The sequence below is a fragment of the Sphingobium tyrosinilyticum genome (genome assembly GCF_042654265.1).
In the GTDB taxonomy this organism is placed as follows: Bacteria; Pseudomonadota; Alphaproteobacteria; order Sphingomonadales; family Sphingomonadaceae; genus Sphingobium; species Sphingobium tyrosinilyticum.
Genome location: NZ_JBHSFZ010000011.1, coordinates 37,054 through 53,748 on the forward strand (window position 1 = coordinate 37,054; position 16,695 = coordinate 53,748).

Below are 16,695 nucleotides of genomic sequence, written 5' to 3' on the forward strand. Positions count from 1 at the left end.
TTTGCCCCTTTAGGTCAGTATCCGTTCGCCCTGAGTAGGGACTGAGCCTGTCAAAGTCCCGTATCGAAGGGTCTCTCGCAACGCCGCCCTTCGATACGTCGCTTCGGCAAGCTCAGCGGCTACTCAGGGCGAACGGAAGGAGAGAAACAAAAAGGGCGCCGGAAGCATCTGCCCCGGCGCCCTTTTGGACGATCTTGCGACCTGTCCTGCCTTAGGCTGCGGGCAGCGCAGCCTTCGCCTGGGCGATGATGGCGCTAAACGCCTCGCCCTCGTGCATCGCAATGTCGGCCAGCACCTTACGATCCAGATCGACGCCCGCAAGCTTCAGGCCGTGCATGAACTGCGAATAGGTCAGGCCCTCGGCGCGAACGCCAGCATTGATGCGCTGGATCCACAGTCCACGGAAGGTCCGCTTCTTGACCTTGCGGTCGCGATAAGCGTACTGGCCGGCCTTTTCGACGGCTTGGCGAGCGATACGGATCGTATTCTTGCGACGGCCATAATAGCCCTTCGCCTGATCTAGAATCCTCTTATGCTTCGCCTTGGTGGTCGTACCACGTTTTACGCGTGCCATGTGCCTCTACTCCTTACTTCAGGCCGTAGGGCGCCCAGAGGCGCACGTGAGCCACATCGGCGTCGGACATGACCGAGGTGCCACGGTTTTGACGGATATACTTGGCGTTGTGGCTGATCAGGCGGTGACGCTTGCCAGCGACGCCGTGCTTGACCTTGCCGGAAGCGGTGAACTTGAAGCGCTTCTTCACACCGCTCTTGGTCTTGAGCTTGGGCATTTTCGTCTCCTTTTACAGCGCGACGATTACGGACAGCCACGGCAGCCCTAGTTAGCCGGGCGGTCCTTCCGAATATCGCGAAGGGCGGCCCTTAGTCGGAAGTTGCGGGCAAGGCAAGCGATTCGGACCCAAAAGCCCGGATCGGCGTTGTTGAGCCATGGCCGACGCCGATCCCCTCCGGCCGGGTACTCCGGCCACAGCGGCTCCTTCGTCACAGCCCGCCCCGGCGGGCGTAGGCCATTATTGGGCGCGCACGCGCGAAGGCTGGCACAAGGTCCCGCTGCCGCTGCGCATTCTCGCCTATATCATCGGCTTCATCTTCCTCCTCTGGCTCATCCTCTTCATCACCAAGGGGAGGTTCCTGAAACATCCTTTCGAACGCTTTTTATCCGGCCGCTTGGAACGCACGGTCAAGGTCGCGGGCGACTTCCAACTCTATTTCGACCCGATCACCATCAAGTTCCGCGCGGAAAAGATGGCGATCGCAAACACGCCCTGGGCCAGCCGTCCCAACTTCTTTCACGCCGATTTGATCGACACGCGCATCGCGCCGTTGAGCCTTCTCTTCGGTGACAAATATCGCATCCGCTGGCTGGAACTCCGCAATGGTGCCGCCGATCTCGAATGGTCGCCCGATGGCAAGAGCAACACATGGACATTCGGCGACCCTGAGAAGAAGGGTGAACCGCTCGATCTGCCGCTCGTGCGCCGCGCGCTGCTTGCGGGGACGAGGATGCGCTATCGCGATCCGCGCATGCAACTCGCCACGGATATCAGCTTTGAAACGGTGAAGGCGCAGGACACACGTTTCGCCAGCGACATCCGCTTTTCCGGCGATGGCACGATGCGTGACCGGCACTTCAGCCTGCGCGGCGGTCTCCTTTCCCCTAATGAGACCGTCACGGGCGGGAAGAACAGTCTAGCCCTTCGCGCTCAATCTGGCGCGACGGTGATGGACGTCAGCGGCACGCTGCCTGGCGCCACCGAGATTGAGGGCGCGGACCTGCGCCTGCTGACCCGAGGTCCCAATCTTGCCCTGCTGTTTGATTTCTTGGGAGTCGCTATTCCCGAAACACGGACTTATCGCATCACTTCGGCGCTCACCAGGCAGGATGACGAGTGGCGCTTCACCCATCTCAAAGGACGTTTCGGCGACAGCGATCTTGCGGGCCGCATGACCGTCTCCATGCCTGAGAACCGTCTGCGCCTGAAGGCCGATCTTACCACCCAAACGCTCGACATCATCGATGTCGGTCCTTTCATTGGCTACAACCCGCAAAGATTGGAGGCGCGGGGTGCCGACGGCGCTATCCAGAATGTGGGCGGTGCGCCCCGCATCCTGCCCGATGCTCCCCTCCGGGTGGAAGCGTTGCGCAATTTCGACGCGAATGTCCGCTACGATGTCCGCCGTATCCGTGCGCCCAATGTTCCCATCTCCAATGTGGGATTGACGCTGGCGCTTGAGCGCAGCCTGCTGACGCTGTCTCCACTCACCTTCGACATGTCGGGCGGCCATGTGAGTTCGGATATAGAGATCAACGCGCGCGGCAGGCCGGTGCGAACCCGCTATGACGTACGCCTGTCCCCCACGCCAATGGGTAAGCTGCTCGGCCGCTGGGGTGTGGAAGAATCCGGCACCACCGGCATTATCAAGGCGCGTGCGCAGATGACGGGCCTTGGCGACACAGTGCATGATTCGCTCAGCACCTCGAACGGCCGCATCGCCGTGATCCTTCCCGCAGGGACCATGTGGGCGCGCAATGTGCAGCTATCTGAACTCGACATTGGGACCTTCATTACGAAGATGTTCGAAAAGAAGTTGAAGGAACCGGTGCAGATCAACTGCGGCCTAATCGCCTTCACCGTCCGCAACGGCATCGCAGCGGCAGACCCGATCATCATCGACACCAAGAAGAATGTGATGCTGGGACGGGGCGGCTTCTCCTTTAAAAATGAAAGCCTGGACCTTGCCTTTCGGGCGGACGGGAAGAAGTTCAGCCTCTTCTCGGGCCAGTCGCCGATCGGCATCAAAGGCTATTTCGCCAAGCCCGGCATCGACGTGATCAGTCCCGAACTGATAGCGCGCGGCGGTGCCGCGGCTGCCTTGGGGATCGCGGCTAGCCCCCTCGCTTCCGTCCTCGCCTTTGTCGATATAGGCGACGCCAAGGGCGCCGCATGTGGTCCCGTGCTGGCAGGGGCCACCGCCGCTGCCCAGCGCACCAAGAGCGGCAAGCCGCGCGATGATGTGGGGCGGGGCACCACGTCCAAGGAGGAAAGCGGCAAAGATAATCCCAAGGAGAAGAAGGAGCAGAAGAAAAAATTCCTGGGGATTTTCTGAGTTTTCTGCAGCTTTCGGGTCATAGCGGCTCGCTGAAGTATTTCGGGGTTTTCCCACGCCGATGGCGCACAGAGGCATAAGCGTGACTTGAATGCCAATGCAGTCAGACGCCTCCGGATCGAGAGTTGTGAAACCATGATAATCGGCAACACCCGCTGGGACGTCCTTACCGCCGACATCACCCGCTGCACGGTGGAGGCAATCGTCAATGCCGCCAACAGTTCGCTGCTGGGCGGCGGAGGGGTTGATGGCGCGATCCACCGCGCGGCGGGACCCGAACTGCTCGCGGAATGCCGGAGCCTTGGCGGCTGCCCGACCGGAGAGGCGCGGATGACGCGCGGCTATAATCTTCCCGCTGCGCATGTCATCCACACCGTCGGTCCCATCTGGCGAGGAGGGGGTGCGGGTGAACATGACCTGCTGGCGAACTGTTATCGCTCGTCACTGGGACTCGTGCGAGATCATGCGCTGCGCAGCATTGCGTTCCCCGCGATCTCCACCGGCATTTATGGATTTCCGAAGGATCAGGCGTCTCTGGTCGCTGCCAGCGCGGTGCGGGACGAACTTGCGGCTTTCCCCAACTCCTTCGACCTCATCCTGTTCATCTGCTTCGATGAAGATAGCGCGGACATCTATAGTCGCGCGGTGGAGGAGCTGCTGGGTTGACCCTCAATGGTCGTGATGTCCTTCGGCAAGAGCTTCCAGCACATCATCCAACCGGGCGGGGTCGCCCAGCGCGATCACCTGGCCGTCACTTTCCGCCGTGATCGGATCGCCGACCCAGTCACACATGCGCCCGCCCGCGCCCTCAACCACAGGCACTAGCGCTGCAATATCGTGCAGTTTCAGACCCGCTTCGATCACAATGTCCACATGGCCTGACGCCACAAGTCCGTAATTATAGCAGTCGCCGCCCCAAACAGTGTCCCGACACTGACCGGCGAGGCGGGAGAAATGTTCTCCGGTGCAGCCTGGGAAATATTGCGGACCGGTGCTCGCGACGATCGCCTCCTCCAACGACCGGCAGGCACGCGTCGTCACGGGGGCGCCGTTGAAGGTCGTCGGCTGGCCCATCATTCCGGCCCAGCGTTCCTTGGTGATCGGCTGGTCAATGATGCCGATGGTCGGCCAGCCTGCCTGGGTGAGCGCGATCAGCGTGCCAAAGATCGGCCGCCCAGCGATGAAGCTGCGAGTGCCGTCGATCGGATCGAGTATCCACACCCGCTCCGCATCTTCGCGGCTGGCCCCATATTCCTCGCCGATGATGCCGTCCTGCGGCCGCTCCTTTTCCAGGATCGTCCGGATCGCCGCTTCGGCGGCGCGATCGGCCTCCGTTACCGGCGACTTGTCCGACTTGAACTCCATGTCATAGCGTGCACGGAAAAACGGCCGGATCGCCGTCGCGGCGGCGTCGGCAAGGCGGTGGGCAAGGGTCAGGTCATCGCGGGTCGTCATGGCCCCCGCCTAGCGGGAAAGCGCCGGGCGCGCTAGGCTGCGCCATTCCGATTCCTCGTCCATGAAGGAGGGAAATATGCCCGGTTCGCCTGTGATCCCCGGCCTGCGATATGCCGATGCCCCTGCAGCCATCCGCTTCCTTTGCGACGCATTCGGCTTTGAATTGCGCGCATCCTATGAGGATGAGGCCGATCCCCGCATCATCCACCATGCCGAACTGGCGATGGGGGACGGCATGATCATGCTGGGAAGCGCGCGCGACGGTGAGGAAGAATCGCTCTATAGCTGGACGACCCCGCGCGAGTTGGGCGGCGTCACCGCCTGCATTTATGTCGTGGTGCCCGACGCCGACGCGCATTGCCTCCATGCTCGCAATGAAGGGGCCGTGGTCGTTAGCGAGCCGCATGACAACCAAGGCTATCCCGGCCGCGGCTATGAGGCGCTGGACCCCGAAGGCAATGTATGGAGCTTCGGCACCTATGATCCTTGGGCGGCGAGCATTTAAGCCTTCCGCAATATCGACGGTTTAGCCTTGCGCGCAGATAAAGGGGTGTTGCGTGGCGTTGATCGGCTGGATCTTGAGTTTTGCGGCTCTGCTGGGAGCATTGGCGCTGCGGCAGGACATGCCGGTCGGCGACTCTGCCGGCCTATCCAACATGCTCTTTTTGCTGACGCTCCTCGCCTGCCCGATGCTGTGGCGGGATAAGCCGCTCGGCATTTCCCGCGCCCAGCGGGTGGTCGGCGCCTTGGTCCTGCTCTTCTGCCTGCCGCTGGTGCTACTGCCGGGCGCTTCATAAAGTCGCGCGGCGCAACTTCCTCGCTTAATCGAACAGACTGGAAACCGAGCTCTCGTCCGCGATGCGCTTGATCGCCTCGCCGAGCAGCGGCGCGATCGGCAGGTGACGGATGCTCTTGGCGTTGCAAACCGCGTCGGTGCCTTGGATCGAATCGGTGATCACCAATTCCTTCAGCTCCGATGCCTCCACGCGAGCCACCGCACCGCCCGATAGTACGCCATGGCTGACATAGGCGACGACATCTTCAGCGCCCGCGGCCTTGAGCGCACCGGCCGCATTGCACAGCGTGCCTGCCGAATCGACAATGTCGTCGATCAGGACGCAGAAGCGGCCCTTCACATCGCCGATGATGTTCATGACTTCCGATTCGCCCGCTCGCTCGCGCCGCTTATCGACGATGGCGAGGGGGGCGTTGTCGAGCCGCTTGGCCAGCGCGCGGGCGCGCACCACGCCGCCCACGTCGGGCGAAACGACCATCAGGTTGCGGTCGCCGAAACGCGCCTGGATATCGGCCGACATGACCGGCGCGCCAAAAAGGTTGTCGGTCGGAATATCGAAAAAGCCCTGGATCTGCCCGGCGTGCAGATCGACCGATAGCACTCGGTTAGCGCCCGCCGTAGTGATCAGGTTCGCCACCAGCTTGGCCGAGATCGGCGTGCGGGGTCCCGGTTTCCGGTCCTGCCGAGCATAGCCGAAATAGGGAACGACCGCCGTGATTCGCTTCGCCGACGCGCGCTTCAGCGCATCGATCATGATCAGCAATTCCATCAGATTGTCGTTCGTCGGATAGGCGGTCGACTGGATCACGAACACGTCTTCGCCGCGGACATTCTCATGGATCTCCACGAAAACTTCCTCGTCGGCGAAGCGGCGAACGCTCGCATCGGTCAAGGGGATTTCGATATAGTCTGCAATTGCAGCCGCAAGCGGCTTGTTGGAATTGCCGGTCATGAGTTTCATGGCCAAACCCCCGTGACGAATTGATGACGCTGTGTGAAACGCGGCCCCTTTAGCGGGGCTTGCCGCCAGTGGAAAGGCGCTTTTGCGCCTTGCGGTAAAATGCTCTACGGGCTCGCCCATGACCGACAAACTCGTGATCGCCCTTGCCCAGATGACGCAATCGGTGGGCGACCTCACCGCCAATGCCGATGCGATGCTGGAATGGCGCAGCCGGGCGGAGGGCGCTGACCTCATCGTCTTCCCCGAGTTGCAACTGATCGGCTACCCGCCCGAGGATCTGGTGCTGAAACCCGCTCTGGTTGATCGCGCCAATCATGAACTGGATCGCCTCGCCCAGGCGACCGCCGACGGCGGCTCGGCGATGCTGGTCGGCACGGTCGTTGCGTCGCAGGGCGTTCTGTTCAACGTCGTCGCCCTGCTCGAAAATGGCGCGGTCACCGCGATCCGCCAGAAGCGCGAACTGCCCAATTACGGGACGTTCGACGAGAAGCGGCTCTTCGCGCCGGGCCCGCTGCCCGCGCCGATTGACTTCAAAGGCGTCAAGATCGGCGTCCCCATTTGCGAGGATATCTGGTTTCCCTTCGTCACCGCGCATCTGCGGGCGGAGGGCGCGGAAATCCTCATCAGTCCCAATGGGAGTCCGTTTGAGATCGACAAGGACGATCGCCGCATCAACGGCGTAGCGGGCACGCGCGTGCGCGAAACCGGCCTGCCGCTCGTCTATCTGAACCGTGTCGGCGGCCAGGACGAGCTGGTGTTCGACGGCGCCTCTTTCGTCATGGGTGCGGACCGCAGCATCGCCCATCAGCTGCCTGATTGGGAGGAAGCGCTGGTTCTGACCCACTGGGAAAAGTGGGACGGCCAATGGGTCTGCATCCCCGGTGAGCGCCACGCTCTCGATGCGCGTCCGGCCGACATCTATAATGCCATGGTGCTGGGCCTGCGCGACTATGTGAATCGCAATGGCTTTCCCGGTGTCGTGCTTGGGCTGTCAGGCGGCATCGATTCGGCCCTGTCTGCCGCTGTCGCCGTCGATGCACTGGGGCCTGGGCGCGTATGGTGCGTGATGATGCCCTCGCGCTTCACCAGCCAAGATAGTCTGGATGATGCGGTCGAGTGCGCCCGGCTCCTCGGCGTGCGTTACGACACTATCCCGATCGAGCCTGCCGTCGATGCCTTCGACACCATGCTGGCCCCCGCCTTCGAAGGCCGCCAGCGCGACCTCACCGAAGAAAATCTTCAGTCCCGTATTCGCGGCGTGACGCTCATGGGGCTTTCCAACAAGTTCGGCTACATGCTGCTCACCACCGGCAACAAGAGCGAGATGTCGGTCGGCTACGCCACCATCTATGGCGACATGGCGGGCGGCTATTCGGTGCTGAAGGACGCCTACAAAACCACCGTTTTCGACCTCAGCCGCTGGCGAAACGAAAATCTTCCCTCACTCGCGATGGGGTCTTCGGGGGCGGTCATGCCGGATCGGGTGATCACCAAGCCGCCGAGCGCCGAACTGCGCGAGGACCAGAAGGATGAGGACAGCCTGCCGCCTTATGAGGTGCTGGACCCGATCCTCTACGGCCTAGTCGAAGAGGAGCTGTCCGTCGAACAACTGGTCGCCCGAGGCTTCGACAAGGATGTCGTCGCCCGCATCGAACGGCTTTTGTATGTTGCCGAATATAAGCGTCGCCAGTCGCCTCCCGGCGTGAAGCTCGGCATCCGTAATTTCGGCCGTGACCGCCGCTACCCGATCACCAACGCGTTTCGGACGCTCTAGCCATAGAAAAGGCCGTTCGTGCTGAGTAGGGTCTGCGCTTGTCGAAGCCCCGTATCGAAGCATCCTTCGATACGCCATTTCGACTTCGCTTAATGGCTACTCAGGACGAGCGGGTTGCAAATATGAAAATCATCACCCGCTTCGCCCCTTCGCCCACCGGCAATCTGCATGTCGGCAATATCCGCGCCGCGCTGCATAACTGGCTGTGGGCGCGCAAGAGTGGCGGCCAGTTTCTCCTGCGCCTCGACGACACGGACCTGGAACGCTCGCGCCCAGAATATGCCGACGCGATCAAGGCCGATCTCCAATGGCTCGGACTTCACTGGAACGGGGAGGAAAAGCAGTCTGACCGCTTCGCCCTCTATGAGGAAAAGTTCGAGAGGCTGAAGGCGTCAGGCTATGTTTACCCGGCTTATGAGACGAGCCAGGAACTCGAACTCCGCCGCAAAGTCCTGCTTGGGCGCGGCTTGCCGCCGGTCTATGACCGCTCAGCGCTGCATCTGACGGCGGATCAGATCGCCACTTTCGAGGCGGAAGGCCGCAAGCCCCATTGGCGCTTCAAGCTCGACCACGACCAGCCGATCGTCTGGACCGACCTCATCCGCGGCGAGCAGCGCTTCGACCCCAAGCTCCTCTCCGATCCGGTGATCCGCCGCGCGGACGGCAGCTGGCTCTACATGCTGCCATCGGTCATCGACGATATCGACATGGGCATCACCCATGTGCTGCGCGGCGAGGATCATGTGTCCAACACGGCAACGCAGATCCAGATGTTCACCGCGCTTGGCGCGCCACTCCCGCATTTTGCGCACGAAGCCCTTCTGACGGGCAGCGAGGGCAAGTTGTCCAAGCGCCTCGGATCGCTGGGAGTCGCTCATTTCCGCGAGAATGGACTCGAGCCGATCGCCATTCTGGCGCTGCTCGCCCGGCTCGGGACGTCGATGCCGATCGAGCCTTTCAGCGACATACAGCCGCTGATCGACAGTTTCGACTTCGCCCATTTCGGCCGCGCACCCGCGCGGTTCGATGAAGCCGAACTTGCCGCGCTCAATCAGAAGATCGTCCATCTGCTGCCCTATCAGTCCGTGTCTGAGCGCCTGCCACAGGGTATGGACGAAGCTGGGTGGGAGGCGATCCGGCCCAATCTGGAGACCGTCGCCCAAGCGGCTGACTGGTGGCGGATCGTCACCGGCCCGATCGAAGCCCCGGAACTGGAGGAGGAGGACCGCGCCTTCCTTGCCACCGCGCGAGAAATCCTGCTGGAAGCTCCCTTCGACACCGCCATCTGGCGCACGCTGACCAACATGCTGAAGGACCGGACGGGGCGGAAAGGCAAGTTTCTCTTCCTCCCCCTGCGCCGCGCGCTCACGGGCCTCGACCATGGTCCCGACATGGGGCAGTTGTTGCCGCTGATCGGAAGGGACGAAGCGGTAAAACGCCTGTCCTAGCCCGTCATCCCAATGAAAGCTCGGATCCGGCGTCATATCAGATGCGCGCCGACGTCACCCGGCGTCCGGTCAGTTGGCCATTGCCTCCATCGCCTTGCCTACCGCCAAAATTCCCTCTGGCGCCACCGCAAAGCCCATATGCGTGCAGTCCACTTCGATCGCCCGATCGCGCTCGCCAGCACGGCCCTTGGCGCATTCGGGCAGTATGACCCCGTCCCGTCGCGACCATAGCGCGACTGTCGGCACCGGCGGCTTTACTTCCCGCGTGCAGGCGAAAGGCGGGCAGTCCACCGCATGGCCCGACACCAGTTGGTACAGCCGCCAAGCGTGATTGGCCCGCACATCCCCGGAAAAGGGCGTGCCCATGGTGACGACGCCGCCAACCTTGGTGCTTGCATATTTGGCATATTCCCGCGCGAACAGCCCGCCCAAACTCCAACCCACCAGAGTCACGGGCTCGCCGCTCTGACGCCGAATTTCATCCACGCGCCGGTCGATCTTCTCAAGGCTGTCGGGCCGGGGCCCTAAATTTCGCCCCATGCCCCAGCCATGGGCCCTGAAACCGGCAGCTTCCAATATGCCGCGCAGTGCCTCCATTCGCTGTTCAGACGCCATGAGACCGGGGATCAGCAATATCTGCCGACCATCCCCGCGGATCGCTTTCGCCAGTAAATCGGCCTGCGCGCGGCTGCGGGCAAGGTCAAAGGGCATGGACGCATTGGCCAACAAATGCTGGATCGAAGGCAACTGAGGCGCGCGAGGGCCAGCGGCTAGGCGTCCTTTCCAGAAGCTGGCGATCGAATCGGCATAAGGCGGCATGAGAATAAGGTCTCCAAAGCCCGAAGGCGAAAGATGACATTCTCATGACAAATGCGCCACGCGTCCATTGGTTTCGCGCATGTGCGCGACCCATTCGTCGATTGTGACAAAGATCAGGGTGCGAGCGGAGAGGTCTGCGCCACTGCTGCGCCATCTGCAGCGCGCAACTGCCGCGGTTCCAGAATGGCGGCCGTTTCGATGAGGTCGAGCGCGCGGCGCGCTTCCAAATAGCGGCGGGCATACTGCATCCAGCGGTCGGCGGTCGCGCGTCCGGGCATCCGCTCGACTTCGGTCAGCGCTGCACTTACGCGTCCCGCATCGATATAGTGGAGCGCCCGGTCCATCGCCGCCTGCGGGCGGGGTGAGGGCGTCGAGGCGCGGCGGATGGTCACCAGTTCGCGCGCCTCATGCTGGAACGCCTCCCACCAGCTTGTCTGTGGCCCTGGCGTCGTTAACTGGTCGGCGATGCTCGCAAGCCCGGCGCGGAGGTCGACCAGTGTCACCGGCTCGCGCGCGGCGTTGATGATCGTGGCGACCGCACGTGGCTGCGCCTGGCCAAAGCGCAGGCGCAGTTGCCCCTCCACATAGCCAAGCGGCGTACCGCTATCGAGCGCGCGGCGAGCTGCGAAGGCGACCAGCAATCCTTCCGCCCGCGCGGCATTGCCCGACGCGGCTTGGGCCTCAACGGTGATATGGTTCAGCCTTTCCTCCAGCTGCGCCACCCGGCCGTCCAGCATCTGCGCTGCTTCGCCGGTCAGTGGGCGCATCGCCATGCCGGGGCGCAGATAGGGATCGGCTACGGCTACGGGCTGCCGGGCGCTGCTGCCCCAGCGCTCCTGAAGGTAGGGCATCGCCAAGATTGTCAGTGTCACGCCGATCGCAAAGGCCAGCAGCAGGAGGATCAGCATCAGCCATGGACTGCGACCCCGCGTCGCGACAGGCGGTATCGCCGTGACGTTTGCCGCGCCGCCTTCTTCGCTCATCGGGGACCTTTCTTCCATCTTGGCGGGATCATTCGCACAATCGGGCGGCGAGGGCCAGCATCCTCTCATCATCGGGCTGATCGGGCGCTTCGCCGCTGGCCCAGCCCGACCCGCAGGCCGCAAGCGCTGCCGCACTGATGGCGATAACATGCAGGTTGCTCCGCCGCTGCGTGTCGATGAGGCTGGCAAGCCTGCTCCCCGCGCGGGGGGAATGCACCAGTAGCACCGCGCCGGGCTCCAGCAGCGGCTCCAGGTCCACCTCCGTCTTCTCGCCGATGGTGTACACCGCCACGTGCCGGATGCTGAGCGGCCCCGCCTCGATCGACGCAACGGTCGTACCGCCAAGGTGCAGTAATCTGCGATGGCCATCGGCTGCGATCCGCGCGGCGATTGCGCTGCCATCCTGATCGCCCGGCACGACTGCCAGAAAGCCAGCGTCCGCCATTGCGCATGCGGTCGCGCTCCCGACCGCATAAGCGGGAAGCTTGCGGTAACGATCAAGCGGCGGCCCACCCAGCCGCGCCGCCTGTGCGCTGGTCATCAACAGCGCATCGAATGCCCCGGGCGGCGGCGCATCCCAGTCGATCGGCCGTGCCTCGAAGAGCGGGCAGAGGCGGGGGGGAAGGCCCAGTCGCTTCGCCCGCGCAGCGCTCTCGCTCGCGCCAGGCTCGGGCCGCAGGATGACGACCGGCCTCACGCTTCGAACAGCGCGCGCAGCTCCGCGCTGGCGCGCTCCAGTAGTGATCGTCCCAATGTCTCGGCAGCGGCGGTGTCGCCGCGATCGATCGCGATACGGTCGCTGACGCACTCTCGCCCATCCGGGCTCAATATCTCGGCAGCCAGACGGATTTTCCCGCCCTCGAACTGCCCCAGCGCTGCAATCGGCGAGTGGCAGGTGCCCCCCAGCCCCTTGAGCACCGCCCGCTCGGCTATTACGCAATCTGAGGTCTCAGCATCGCTGATCGTCGCCAGCAGCGCCAGCATCGCCTTGTTACCGCTCAATGTTTCGATCCCGACAGCACCCTGCGAAGGCGCAGGCAGCATGACGTCAAGCGCAATGCTCGTCCCCACGGCATGCTGCCCCAGCCGGTCGAGGCCGGCGGCCGCCAGCAATGTCGCATGCACTTCGCCTGCTGCCAGCTTGGCCAGCCGCGTCGCGACATTGCCCCGGAACAGCACGATCTGCGCATCGGGTCGCAACCGCTTCACCTGCGCGGCGCGGCGCGGTGAGCTGGATCCCACCACTGGATTGGCCGGCAAGGCCGCGAAGCTGTCCGCGCCGACCAGCCGGTCCCGCACATCCGCACGGGGCAACATTGCCGCGACCTGGATTTCCTGCGGCCGGATAGTCTCCACATCCTTCATGCTATGGACGGCAAAGTCGATTTCGCCAGCCAGCAGCGCGCGGTCCAACTCCTTCGTCCAAAGCGCCTTGCCGCCGATTTCCGCCAACGCCCGATCCTGAATCCGGTCGCCGCTGGTCTGCACGATCACCGTGTCGATCGCGTCGGCTTCCCAACCCTGCCGAGCGCACAGCGCCTCCGCCGTCATACGCGCCTGGGCAAGGGCGAGGGGCGAACCCCGCGTACCAAGTCGGAGCGGGCGATCAGGCAAGGGAGAAGGCGTTGTCATATGCCGCTTGCTCTAATAGCCGTGGGCATTAGATGGAAGCAGCATATGACGATCATCCTCGGCCTGGAATCTAGCTGCGACGAAACTGCAGCGGCGTTGGTGACGGCAGAGGGCAAGATTCTCGCCCACCGCCTCGCCATGCAGGAGGAAGCGCACCGGCCCTATGGCGGCGTCGTCCCGGAAATCGCGGCCCGCGCCCATGTCGAGGCGCTTAGTCCCTTGATCGAAGCGGCGCTGGAGGACGCCAATCTGACGCTGGATCAGGTTGATGTCATAGCCGCCACGGCAGGCCCCGGCCTGATCGGCGGCGTGATGGTCGGCCTCGTCACCGGCAAGGCGCTGGCTCATGCGGCGAACAAGCCGCTGGTCGCGGTCAATCATCTTGAAGGCCATGCCCTGTCCCCGCGCCTTGCCGACCCATCGCTGCAATTTCCCTATTTGCTGCTGCTCGTTTCTGGTGGCCACTGCCAGCTGCTCCATGTCCGGGGGCCGGGCAATTATGCCCGCCTCGCTACCACGATCGACGATGCCTCGGGCGAGGCGTTTGACAAGACGGCGAAGCTCCTCGGCGTCGGCTATCCCGGCGGACCTGCCGTCGAGCAAGCGGCGGCCAAAGGCAATGCGAAGGCCGTGCCGCTGCCGCGCCCGCTTGTGGGCACGGCCGAACCGCATTTCTCCTTCGCTGGGCTCAAAAGCGCTGTCATGCGGGCGGCGCAATCGGGCAAATATTCAACAGAAGATATCGCCGCCAGTTTCCAGCAGGCGGTGATCGACTGTCTGATCGACCGAACCGAAAGACAACTCGCCGCGCATCAAGGCATGACGGCGCTTGTGGTGGCGGGCGGCGTCGCGGCCAACCAGTCGATCCGTGCCGCCCTTCAGGCGCTTGCCGCCCGCCATGATTTGCCCTTCGTCGCGCCGCCACTCTGGCTTTGCACGGACAATGCGGCGATGATCGCCTGGGCAGGGGCGGAGCGTTACGCGGCCGGGCTGATCGACGATCTCACCGTTCCGGCCCGGCCGCGTTGGCCGCTCGATCCGGATGCGGAAAAAGCGCGCGGGGCGGGAGTGAAAGCATGAAGGCGGGTGTCATCGGGGCTGGCGCATGGGGAACCGCGCTAGCGCAAACCCTCTCTTCGCAGGGGGAGGATGTCTGCCTGTGGGCGCTCGAGCCCGAAGTGGTGGAGGCGGTTAACCGCGATCATCTCAACCCACTCTACCTTCCCGGCATTCCTTTGAACTCCTCAGTGCGCGCGACCGGGGACATGGCCGACATGGCCGACCGCGACCTGCTGCTGATCGTCAGCCCTGCCCAGCATCTGCGCGGCGTAGTGGCGGGACTACCTGCCGGCGTCCCGCTCATCCTCTGTTCCAAGGGGATTGAGGCTGGCACTACCCTTCTCATGTCGGAAGTCGCGCAGCAGGCGCAGCCGGGCTCACCCATCGCCGTACTATCGGGACCCACTTTCGCGCATGAAGTGGCGAAGGGGCTGCCCACCGCTATCACCTTGGCGTGTGGGGACGCCGAGCTTGGAAGCCGCATCGCGGCGCGCATCGCTCGTCCCGCGTTCCGCCCCTATCTGTCCGACGATATTGTGGGAGCGGAGATTGGCGGTGCGGTGAAGAACGTCCTCGCTATCGCTTGCGGCGTCGCGGAAGGGGCTGGGCTTGGCCTTAACGCTCGCGCCTCGCTCATCAGCCGGGGTTTCGCTGAAATGACCCGTTTTGGCCTTGCGCGCGGGGCGCGTGCGGAAACCCTGTCGGGCCTTTCGGGTCTCGGCGACCTCGTCCTTACCTGCTCCTCCACCAATTCGCGTAATTTCTCGCTGGGGAAGGGGCTGGGGGAGGGGCGTCCCGCGTCCGAACTGCTCGCCAACCGGCGCACCGTTGCCGAGGGCGCCTTCACCGCGCCGGTCCTGCGCGAAGCGGCTCGCGCCGCCATGGTCGAAATGCCGGTGGTCGAAGCTGTCTGCGCCCTGCTCGAAGATGCCGCGCCGCTTGGACAAGTCATTGACGCGCTGCTCGCCCGCCCGTTGCGGCCGGAATAAATCCGTCGCTCTCCCCTGATTTATTGTTTACCATTCGGCAGCACGTAAAATGACGCGACAGGGGGACCTACATTCTTTGCCGGCTGAGCAGGCTCCCTCTTCGCAACAGGATGATATTGCGGCGCTCGCCAAGGGCGGCCGCACGAATATCTTTGGCTTCCTCCTGCGCCTTGCCGCGCGCCTGCCTTTCCTGTTCATCGCCGGCCGCTGGTATGGCGCGGACGCACTTGGTCGCTTTGCTTATGCCGTTCTGGTCGTCGAGTTCATCGCACAACTGGCGACGCTCGGGCTGAAACGCGGCCTGGCGGGCGCGCTCGCGCAGACCGAGCGGCCGCACAGCCATGTCGTCACCGATGCCATGCTCGTGACGCTGGTCGCCGCGCTGATTGGCAGCGGCTTGCTCGTCGCCTTTCCTCAAGCCATGTTCCCCAACAGCGGCATCAATGGGCTCGACCGGCTGCTCGCCCTGATCGTCATCGCGGTAGCCGGGTCGGACGTCGCGCTGGCCGCTTGCGCCTATCGCTTCGACATCGGCGCTACCGTTCGCGCCCGATCGATCATAGAGCCTTGGGCGATCAGCATCGGGGCTTTTGCCTTCGCTTTTTATTCGACGCGCGACGGACTTATCCTGTCATACGTCGTCTCCATGGTCGCGGCGCTGGTCGCCTCGATCCTCCCGATGACACGCCATTATGGCATTCCCCATGGCTGGCGGCCTGATGGCGGACGGCTTTGGCGCCTGGCCCGCCGCAATCTGCCACTCGCCGCAGCCGATGGCGTCGAATGGGGATCACGCCGCCTCGACCTGGCCATCCTCGGCCTGTTCGTCAGCCCGGCGGTGGTTGGCGTCTATTATGTTGCGCAGCAGGTCGCCTCGCTGCCGCAAAAGCTCAAGACCAGCTTCGACCCGATCCTCGGCCCGGTCATCACGCGCAACTTGGCGGAGGGCAATCTGAGCGCGATCGCGAAGCAGGTCAGCCAGGTCGGCTTCTGGATCATCGCCGCCCAGGCGGGCATTGCTCTGGCGCTGGGCATTCCGGGAGAAGCGGTGATGGGTCTGGTCGGCCCGCATTTCGTTGGCGGCACCGGTGCGCTCGCCTTTCTGCTGTTGGCCGAAGTCGTCGCGGCCACAGCGGTCGTCAGCGAATCCGCGCTGGTCTATATCGCCCGTCACCGCAACCTCATGATCTCGCTGCTCATGATCGGCTTGCAGGCCGCGCTCAGCTTCGGGTTCATTCTGCTCGCCCGGCGCTTCGGCCTGCCGCCCATGGCGATTGCCGCGGCGCCCGCCCTGGCGCTCAGTATCGCCTTGGGCGCCGGAGCGCTGGTCAAGGCCCGGCTGCTGTCACATTTGCTGGGCGCGAAAGTGAATGCGTGGCGTTGGCCGCTGCTCAGCGCCTGCGGCGTTGCTTGCCTCGTGGGGGCGGCTTTTGTGGCCCTGCCGCCCCAATATGAATGGGTCGAACTGGTTTTCGGCGTCGCGACGATCCTGGCTGTCTATGGCTTAGTCATTTGGCGATGGGGCTTCGGGCCAGAAGATCGCGCCCTGTTCCGCCGGCAAAAAGCGGCCTGATCGCCTGCTAGAGCATCCTGCTCCGCCAGACGATCGTCCCATCCGTTCGGGCCGAACCTGTCGAGGCCCTCTTCGGC

General features: G+C 63.7%; 17 protein-coding genes. 9 read left to right on the plus strand and 8 right to left on the minus strand.

Translation table 11 applies throughout. The features are described 5' to 3' along the window. Positions 1-211: 211 nt before the first annotated feature. Both rplT and rpmI read right to left on the minus strand, forming a co-directional pair. The gene (gene rplT, locus ACFO3E_RS07450) at positions 212-574 is read right to left on the minus strand and encodes a 50S ribosomal protein L20 (protein WP_022682430.1); all 363 of its coding nucleotides are present in this window, start codon (positions 572-574) and stop codon (positions 212-214) included. A gap of 13 nt (positions 575-587) precedes the next feature. Then, on the minus strand, positions 588-791 hold the full coding sequence (gene rpmI, locus ACFO3E_RS07455; protein ID WP_007689506.1) for a 50S ribosomal protein L35: 204 nt from the start codon (positions 789-791) through the stop codon (positions 588-590). Positions 792-948: 157 nt separating this feature from the next. Between rpmI and ACFO3E_RS07460 the strand changes: the two genes are divergently transcribed. Further along, positions 949-3,129, plus strand: coding sequence for an AsmA family protein (locus tag ACFO3E_RS07460; RefSeq protein ID WP_066525708.1), 2,181 nt, complete (start codon positions 949-951; stop codon positions 3,127-3,129). A 135-nt stretch (positions 3,130-3,264) separates the two neighbouring features. Then, a complete protein-coding gene (locus ACFO3E_RS07465; RefSeq protein WP_066525701.1) occupies positions 3,265-3,795 on the plus strand; it encodes an O-acetyl-ADP-ribose deacetylase in 531 nt (176 codons plus the stop codon). Positions 3,796-3,798: 3 nt separating this feature from the next. Here the strand turns inward: ACFO3E_RS07465 and hisN are convergent, their stop codons facing one another. Then, positions 3,799-4,584: a histidinol-phosphatase gene (hisN, locus tag ACFO3E_RS07470; protein ID WP_066525698.1), complete on the minus strand. Its 786-nt coding sequence runs from the start codon at positions 4,582-4,584 to the stop codon at positions 3,799-3,801. A 76-nt stretch (positions 4,585-4,660) separates the two neighbouring features. On the opposite strand from hisN, the gene ACFO3E_RS07475 reads away from it, so the two are divergent. Both ACFO3E_RS07475 and ACFO3E_RS07480 read left to right on the plus strand, forming a co-directional pair. Next, entirely contained in the window at positions 4,661-5,089 is a 429-nt protein-coding gene (locus ACFO3E_RS07475; protein WP_066528879.1) for a VOC family protein, read from the plus strand. 52 nt (positions 5,090-5,141) lie between these two features. Then, positions 5,142-5,381, plus strand: a complete 240-nt coding sequence (locus tag ACFO3E_RS07480; RefSeq protein WP_066525696.1) for a hypothetical protein — start codon at positions 5,142-5,144, stop codon at positions 5,379-5,381. A 24-nt stretch (positions 5,382-5,405) separates the two neighbouring features. Here the strand turns inward: ACFO3E_RS07480 and ACFO3E_RS07485 are convergent, their stop codons facing one another. Continuing rightward, complete coding sequence (locus ACFO3E_RS07485) at positions 5,406-6,341, minus strand: ribose-phosphate pyrophosphokinase (RefSeq protein ID WP_066525693.1); 936 nt, start codon at positions 6,339-6,341, stop codon at positions 5,406-5,408. 118 nt (positions 6,342-6,459) lie between these two features. Between ACFO3E_RS07485 and ACFO3E_RS07490 the strand changes: the two genes are divergently transcribed. Together ACFO3E_RS07490 and gltX are read left to right on the plus strand one after the other, a co-directional pair. After that, on the plus strand, positions 6,460-8,115 hold the full coding sequence (locus ACFO3E_RS07490) for an NAD+ synthase (RefSeq protein WP_066525689.1): 1,656 nt from the start codon (positions 6,460-6,462) through the stop codon (positions 8,113-8,115). Between the two features lie 122 nt (positions 8,116-8,237). Continuing rightward, the gene (gltX, locus tag ACFO3E_RS07495) at positions 8,238-9,563 is read left to right on the plus strand and encodes a glutamate--tRNA ligase (protein WP_066528876.1); all 1,326 of its coding nucleotides are present in this window, start codon (positions 8,238-8,240) and stop codon (positions 9,561-9,563) included. 69 nt (positions 9,564-9,632) lie between these two features. On the opposite strand, the gene ACFO3E_RS07500 is transcribed toward gltX, so the two are convergent. The 4 genes from ACFO3E_RS07500 to hemC form a co-directional block, all read right to left on the minus strand. Then, entirely contained in the window at positions 9,633-10,382 is a 750-nt protein-coding gene (locus ACFO3E_RS07500) for an esterase/lipase family protein (protein ID WP_066525687.1), read from the minus strand. Positions 10,383-10,495: 113 nt separating this feature from the next. Then, positions 10,496-11,383, minus strand: a complete 888-nt coding sequence (locus ACFO3E_RS07505; RefSeq protein WP_066525685.1) for a hypothetical protein — start codon at positions 11,381-11,383, stop codon at positions 10,496-10,498. Between the two features lie 10 nt (positions 11,384-11,393). After that, the gene (locus ACFO3E_RS07510) at positions 11,394-12,062 is read right to left on the minus strand and encodes a uroporphyrinogen-III synthase (protein ID WP_380803548.1); all 669 of its coding nucleotides are present in this window, start codon (positions 12,060-12,062) and stop codon (positions 11,394-11,396) included. Beyond that, positions 12,059-12,997, minus strand: a complete 939-nt coding sequence (gene hemC, locus ACFO3E_RS07515; protein WP_066525680.1) for a hydroxymethylbilane synthase — start codon at positions 12,995-12,997, stop codon at positions 12,059-12,061. Before hemC ends, ACFO3E_RS07510 begins: the two co-directional genes overlap by 4 nt. Before the next feature lie 45 nt (positions 12,998-13,042). Here hemC and tsaD point away from each other — a divergent pair, with 45 nt between their 5' ends. The 3 genes from tsaD to ACFO3E_RS07530 are packed head-to-tail and all read left to right on the plus strand — an operon-like array spanning position 13,043 to position 16,618. After that, a complete protein-coding gene (gene tsaD / locus ACFO3E_RS07520; protein WP_066525678.1) occupies positions 13,043-14,077 on the plus strand; it encodes a tRNA (adenosine(37)-N6)-threonylcarbamoyltransferase complex transferase subunit TsaD in 1,035 nt (344 codons plus the stop codon). Further along, positions 14,074-15,045 (plus strand): NAD(P)H-dependent glycerol-3-phosphate dehydrogenase, encoded by a 972-nt coding sequence (locus ACFO3E_RS07525; protein WP_380803552.1) that lies wholly within the window; start codon positions 14,074-14,076, stop codon positions 15,043-15,045. The genes tsaD and ACFO3E_RS07525 overlap by 4 nt, the downstream gene beginning before the upstream one ends. A 49-nt stretch (positions 15,046-15,094) precedes the next feature. Further along, a complete protein-coding gene (locus ACFO3E_RS07530) occupies positions 15,095-16,618 on the plus strand; it encodes a lipopolysaccharide biosynthesis protein (RefSeq protein WP_066525672.1) in 1,524 nt (507 codons plus the stop codon). Positions 16,619-16,695 lie beyond the last annotated feature (77 nt).

Excerpts from the sequence above, each read along its gene's own strand:
- rplT (WP_022682430.1), bottom strand. The coding sequence starts at position 574 with ATGGCACGCGTAAAACGTGGTACGACCACCAAGGCGAAGCATAAGAGG.
- rpmI (WP_007689506.1), bottom strand. The coding sequence starts at position 791 with ATGCCCAAGCTCAAGACCAAGAGCGGTGTGAAGAAGCGCTTCAAGTTC.
- ACFO3E_RS07460 (WP_066525708.1), top strand. The coding sequence starts at position 949 with ATGGCCGACGCCGATCCCCTCCGGCCGGGTACTCCGGCCACAGCGGCT.
- ACFO3E_RS07465 (WP_066525701.1), top strand. The coding sequence starts at position 3,265 with ATGATAATCGGCAACACCCGCTGGGACGTCCTTACCGCCGACATCACC.
- hisN (WP_066525698.1), bottom strand. The coding sequence starts at position 4,584 with ATGACGACCCGCGATGACCTGACCCTTGCCCACCGCCTTGCCGACGCC.
- ACFO3E_RS07475 (WP_066528879.1), top strand. The coding sequence starts at position 4,661 with ATGCCCGGTTCGCCTGTGATCCCCGGCCTGCGATATGCCGATGCCCCT.
- ACFO3E_RS07485 (WP_066525693.1), bottom strand. The coding sequence starts at position 6,341 with ATGAAACTCATGACCGGCAATTCCAACAAGCCGCTTGCGGCTGCAATT.
- ACFO3E_RS07490 (WP_066525689.1), top strand. The coding sequence starts at position 6,460 with ATGACCGACAAACTCGTGATCGCCCTTGCCCAGATGACGCAATCGGTG.
- gltX (WP_066528876.1), top strand. The coding sequence starts at position 8,238 with ATGAAAATCATCACCCGCTTCGCCCCTTCGCCCACCGGCAATCTGCAT.
- ACFO3E_RS07500 (WP_066525687.1), bottom strand. The coding sequence starts at position 10,382 with ATGCCGCCTTATGCCGATTCGATCGCCAGCTTCTGGAAAGGACGCCTA.
- ACFO3E_RS07505 (WP_066525685.1), bottom strand. The coding sequence starts at position 11,383 with ATGGAAGAAAGGTCCCCGATGAGCGAAGAAGGCGGCGCGGCAAACGTC.
- hemC (WP_066525680.1), bottom strand. The coding sequence starts at position 12,997 with ATGACAACGCCTTCTCCCTTGCCTGATCGCCCGCTCCGACTTGGTACG.
- tsaD (WP_066525678.1), top strand. The coding sequence starts at position 13,043 with ATGACGATCATCCTCGGCCTGGAATCTAGCTGCGACGAAACTGCAGCG.
- ACFO3E_RS07525 (WP_380803552.1), top strand. The coding sequence starts at position 14,074 with ATGAAGGCGGGTGTCATCGGGGCTGGCGCATGGGGAACCGCGCTAGCG.
- ACFO3E_RS07530 (WP_066525672.1), top strand. The coding sequence starts at position 15,095 with ATGACGCGACAGGGGGACCTACATTCTTTGCCGGCTGAGCAGGCTCCC.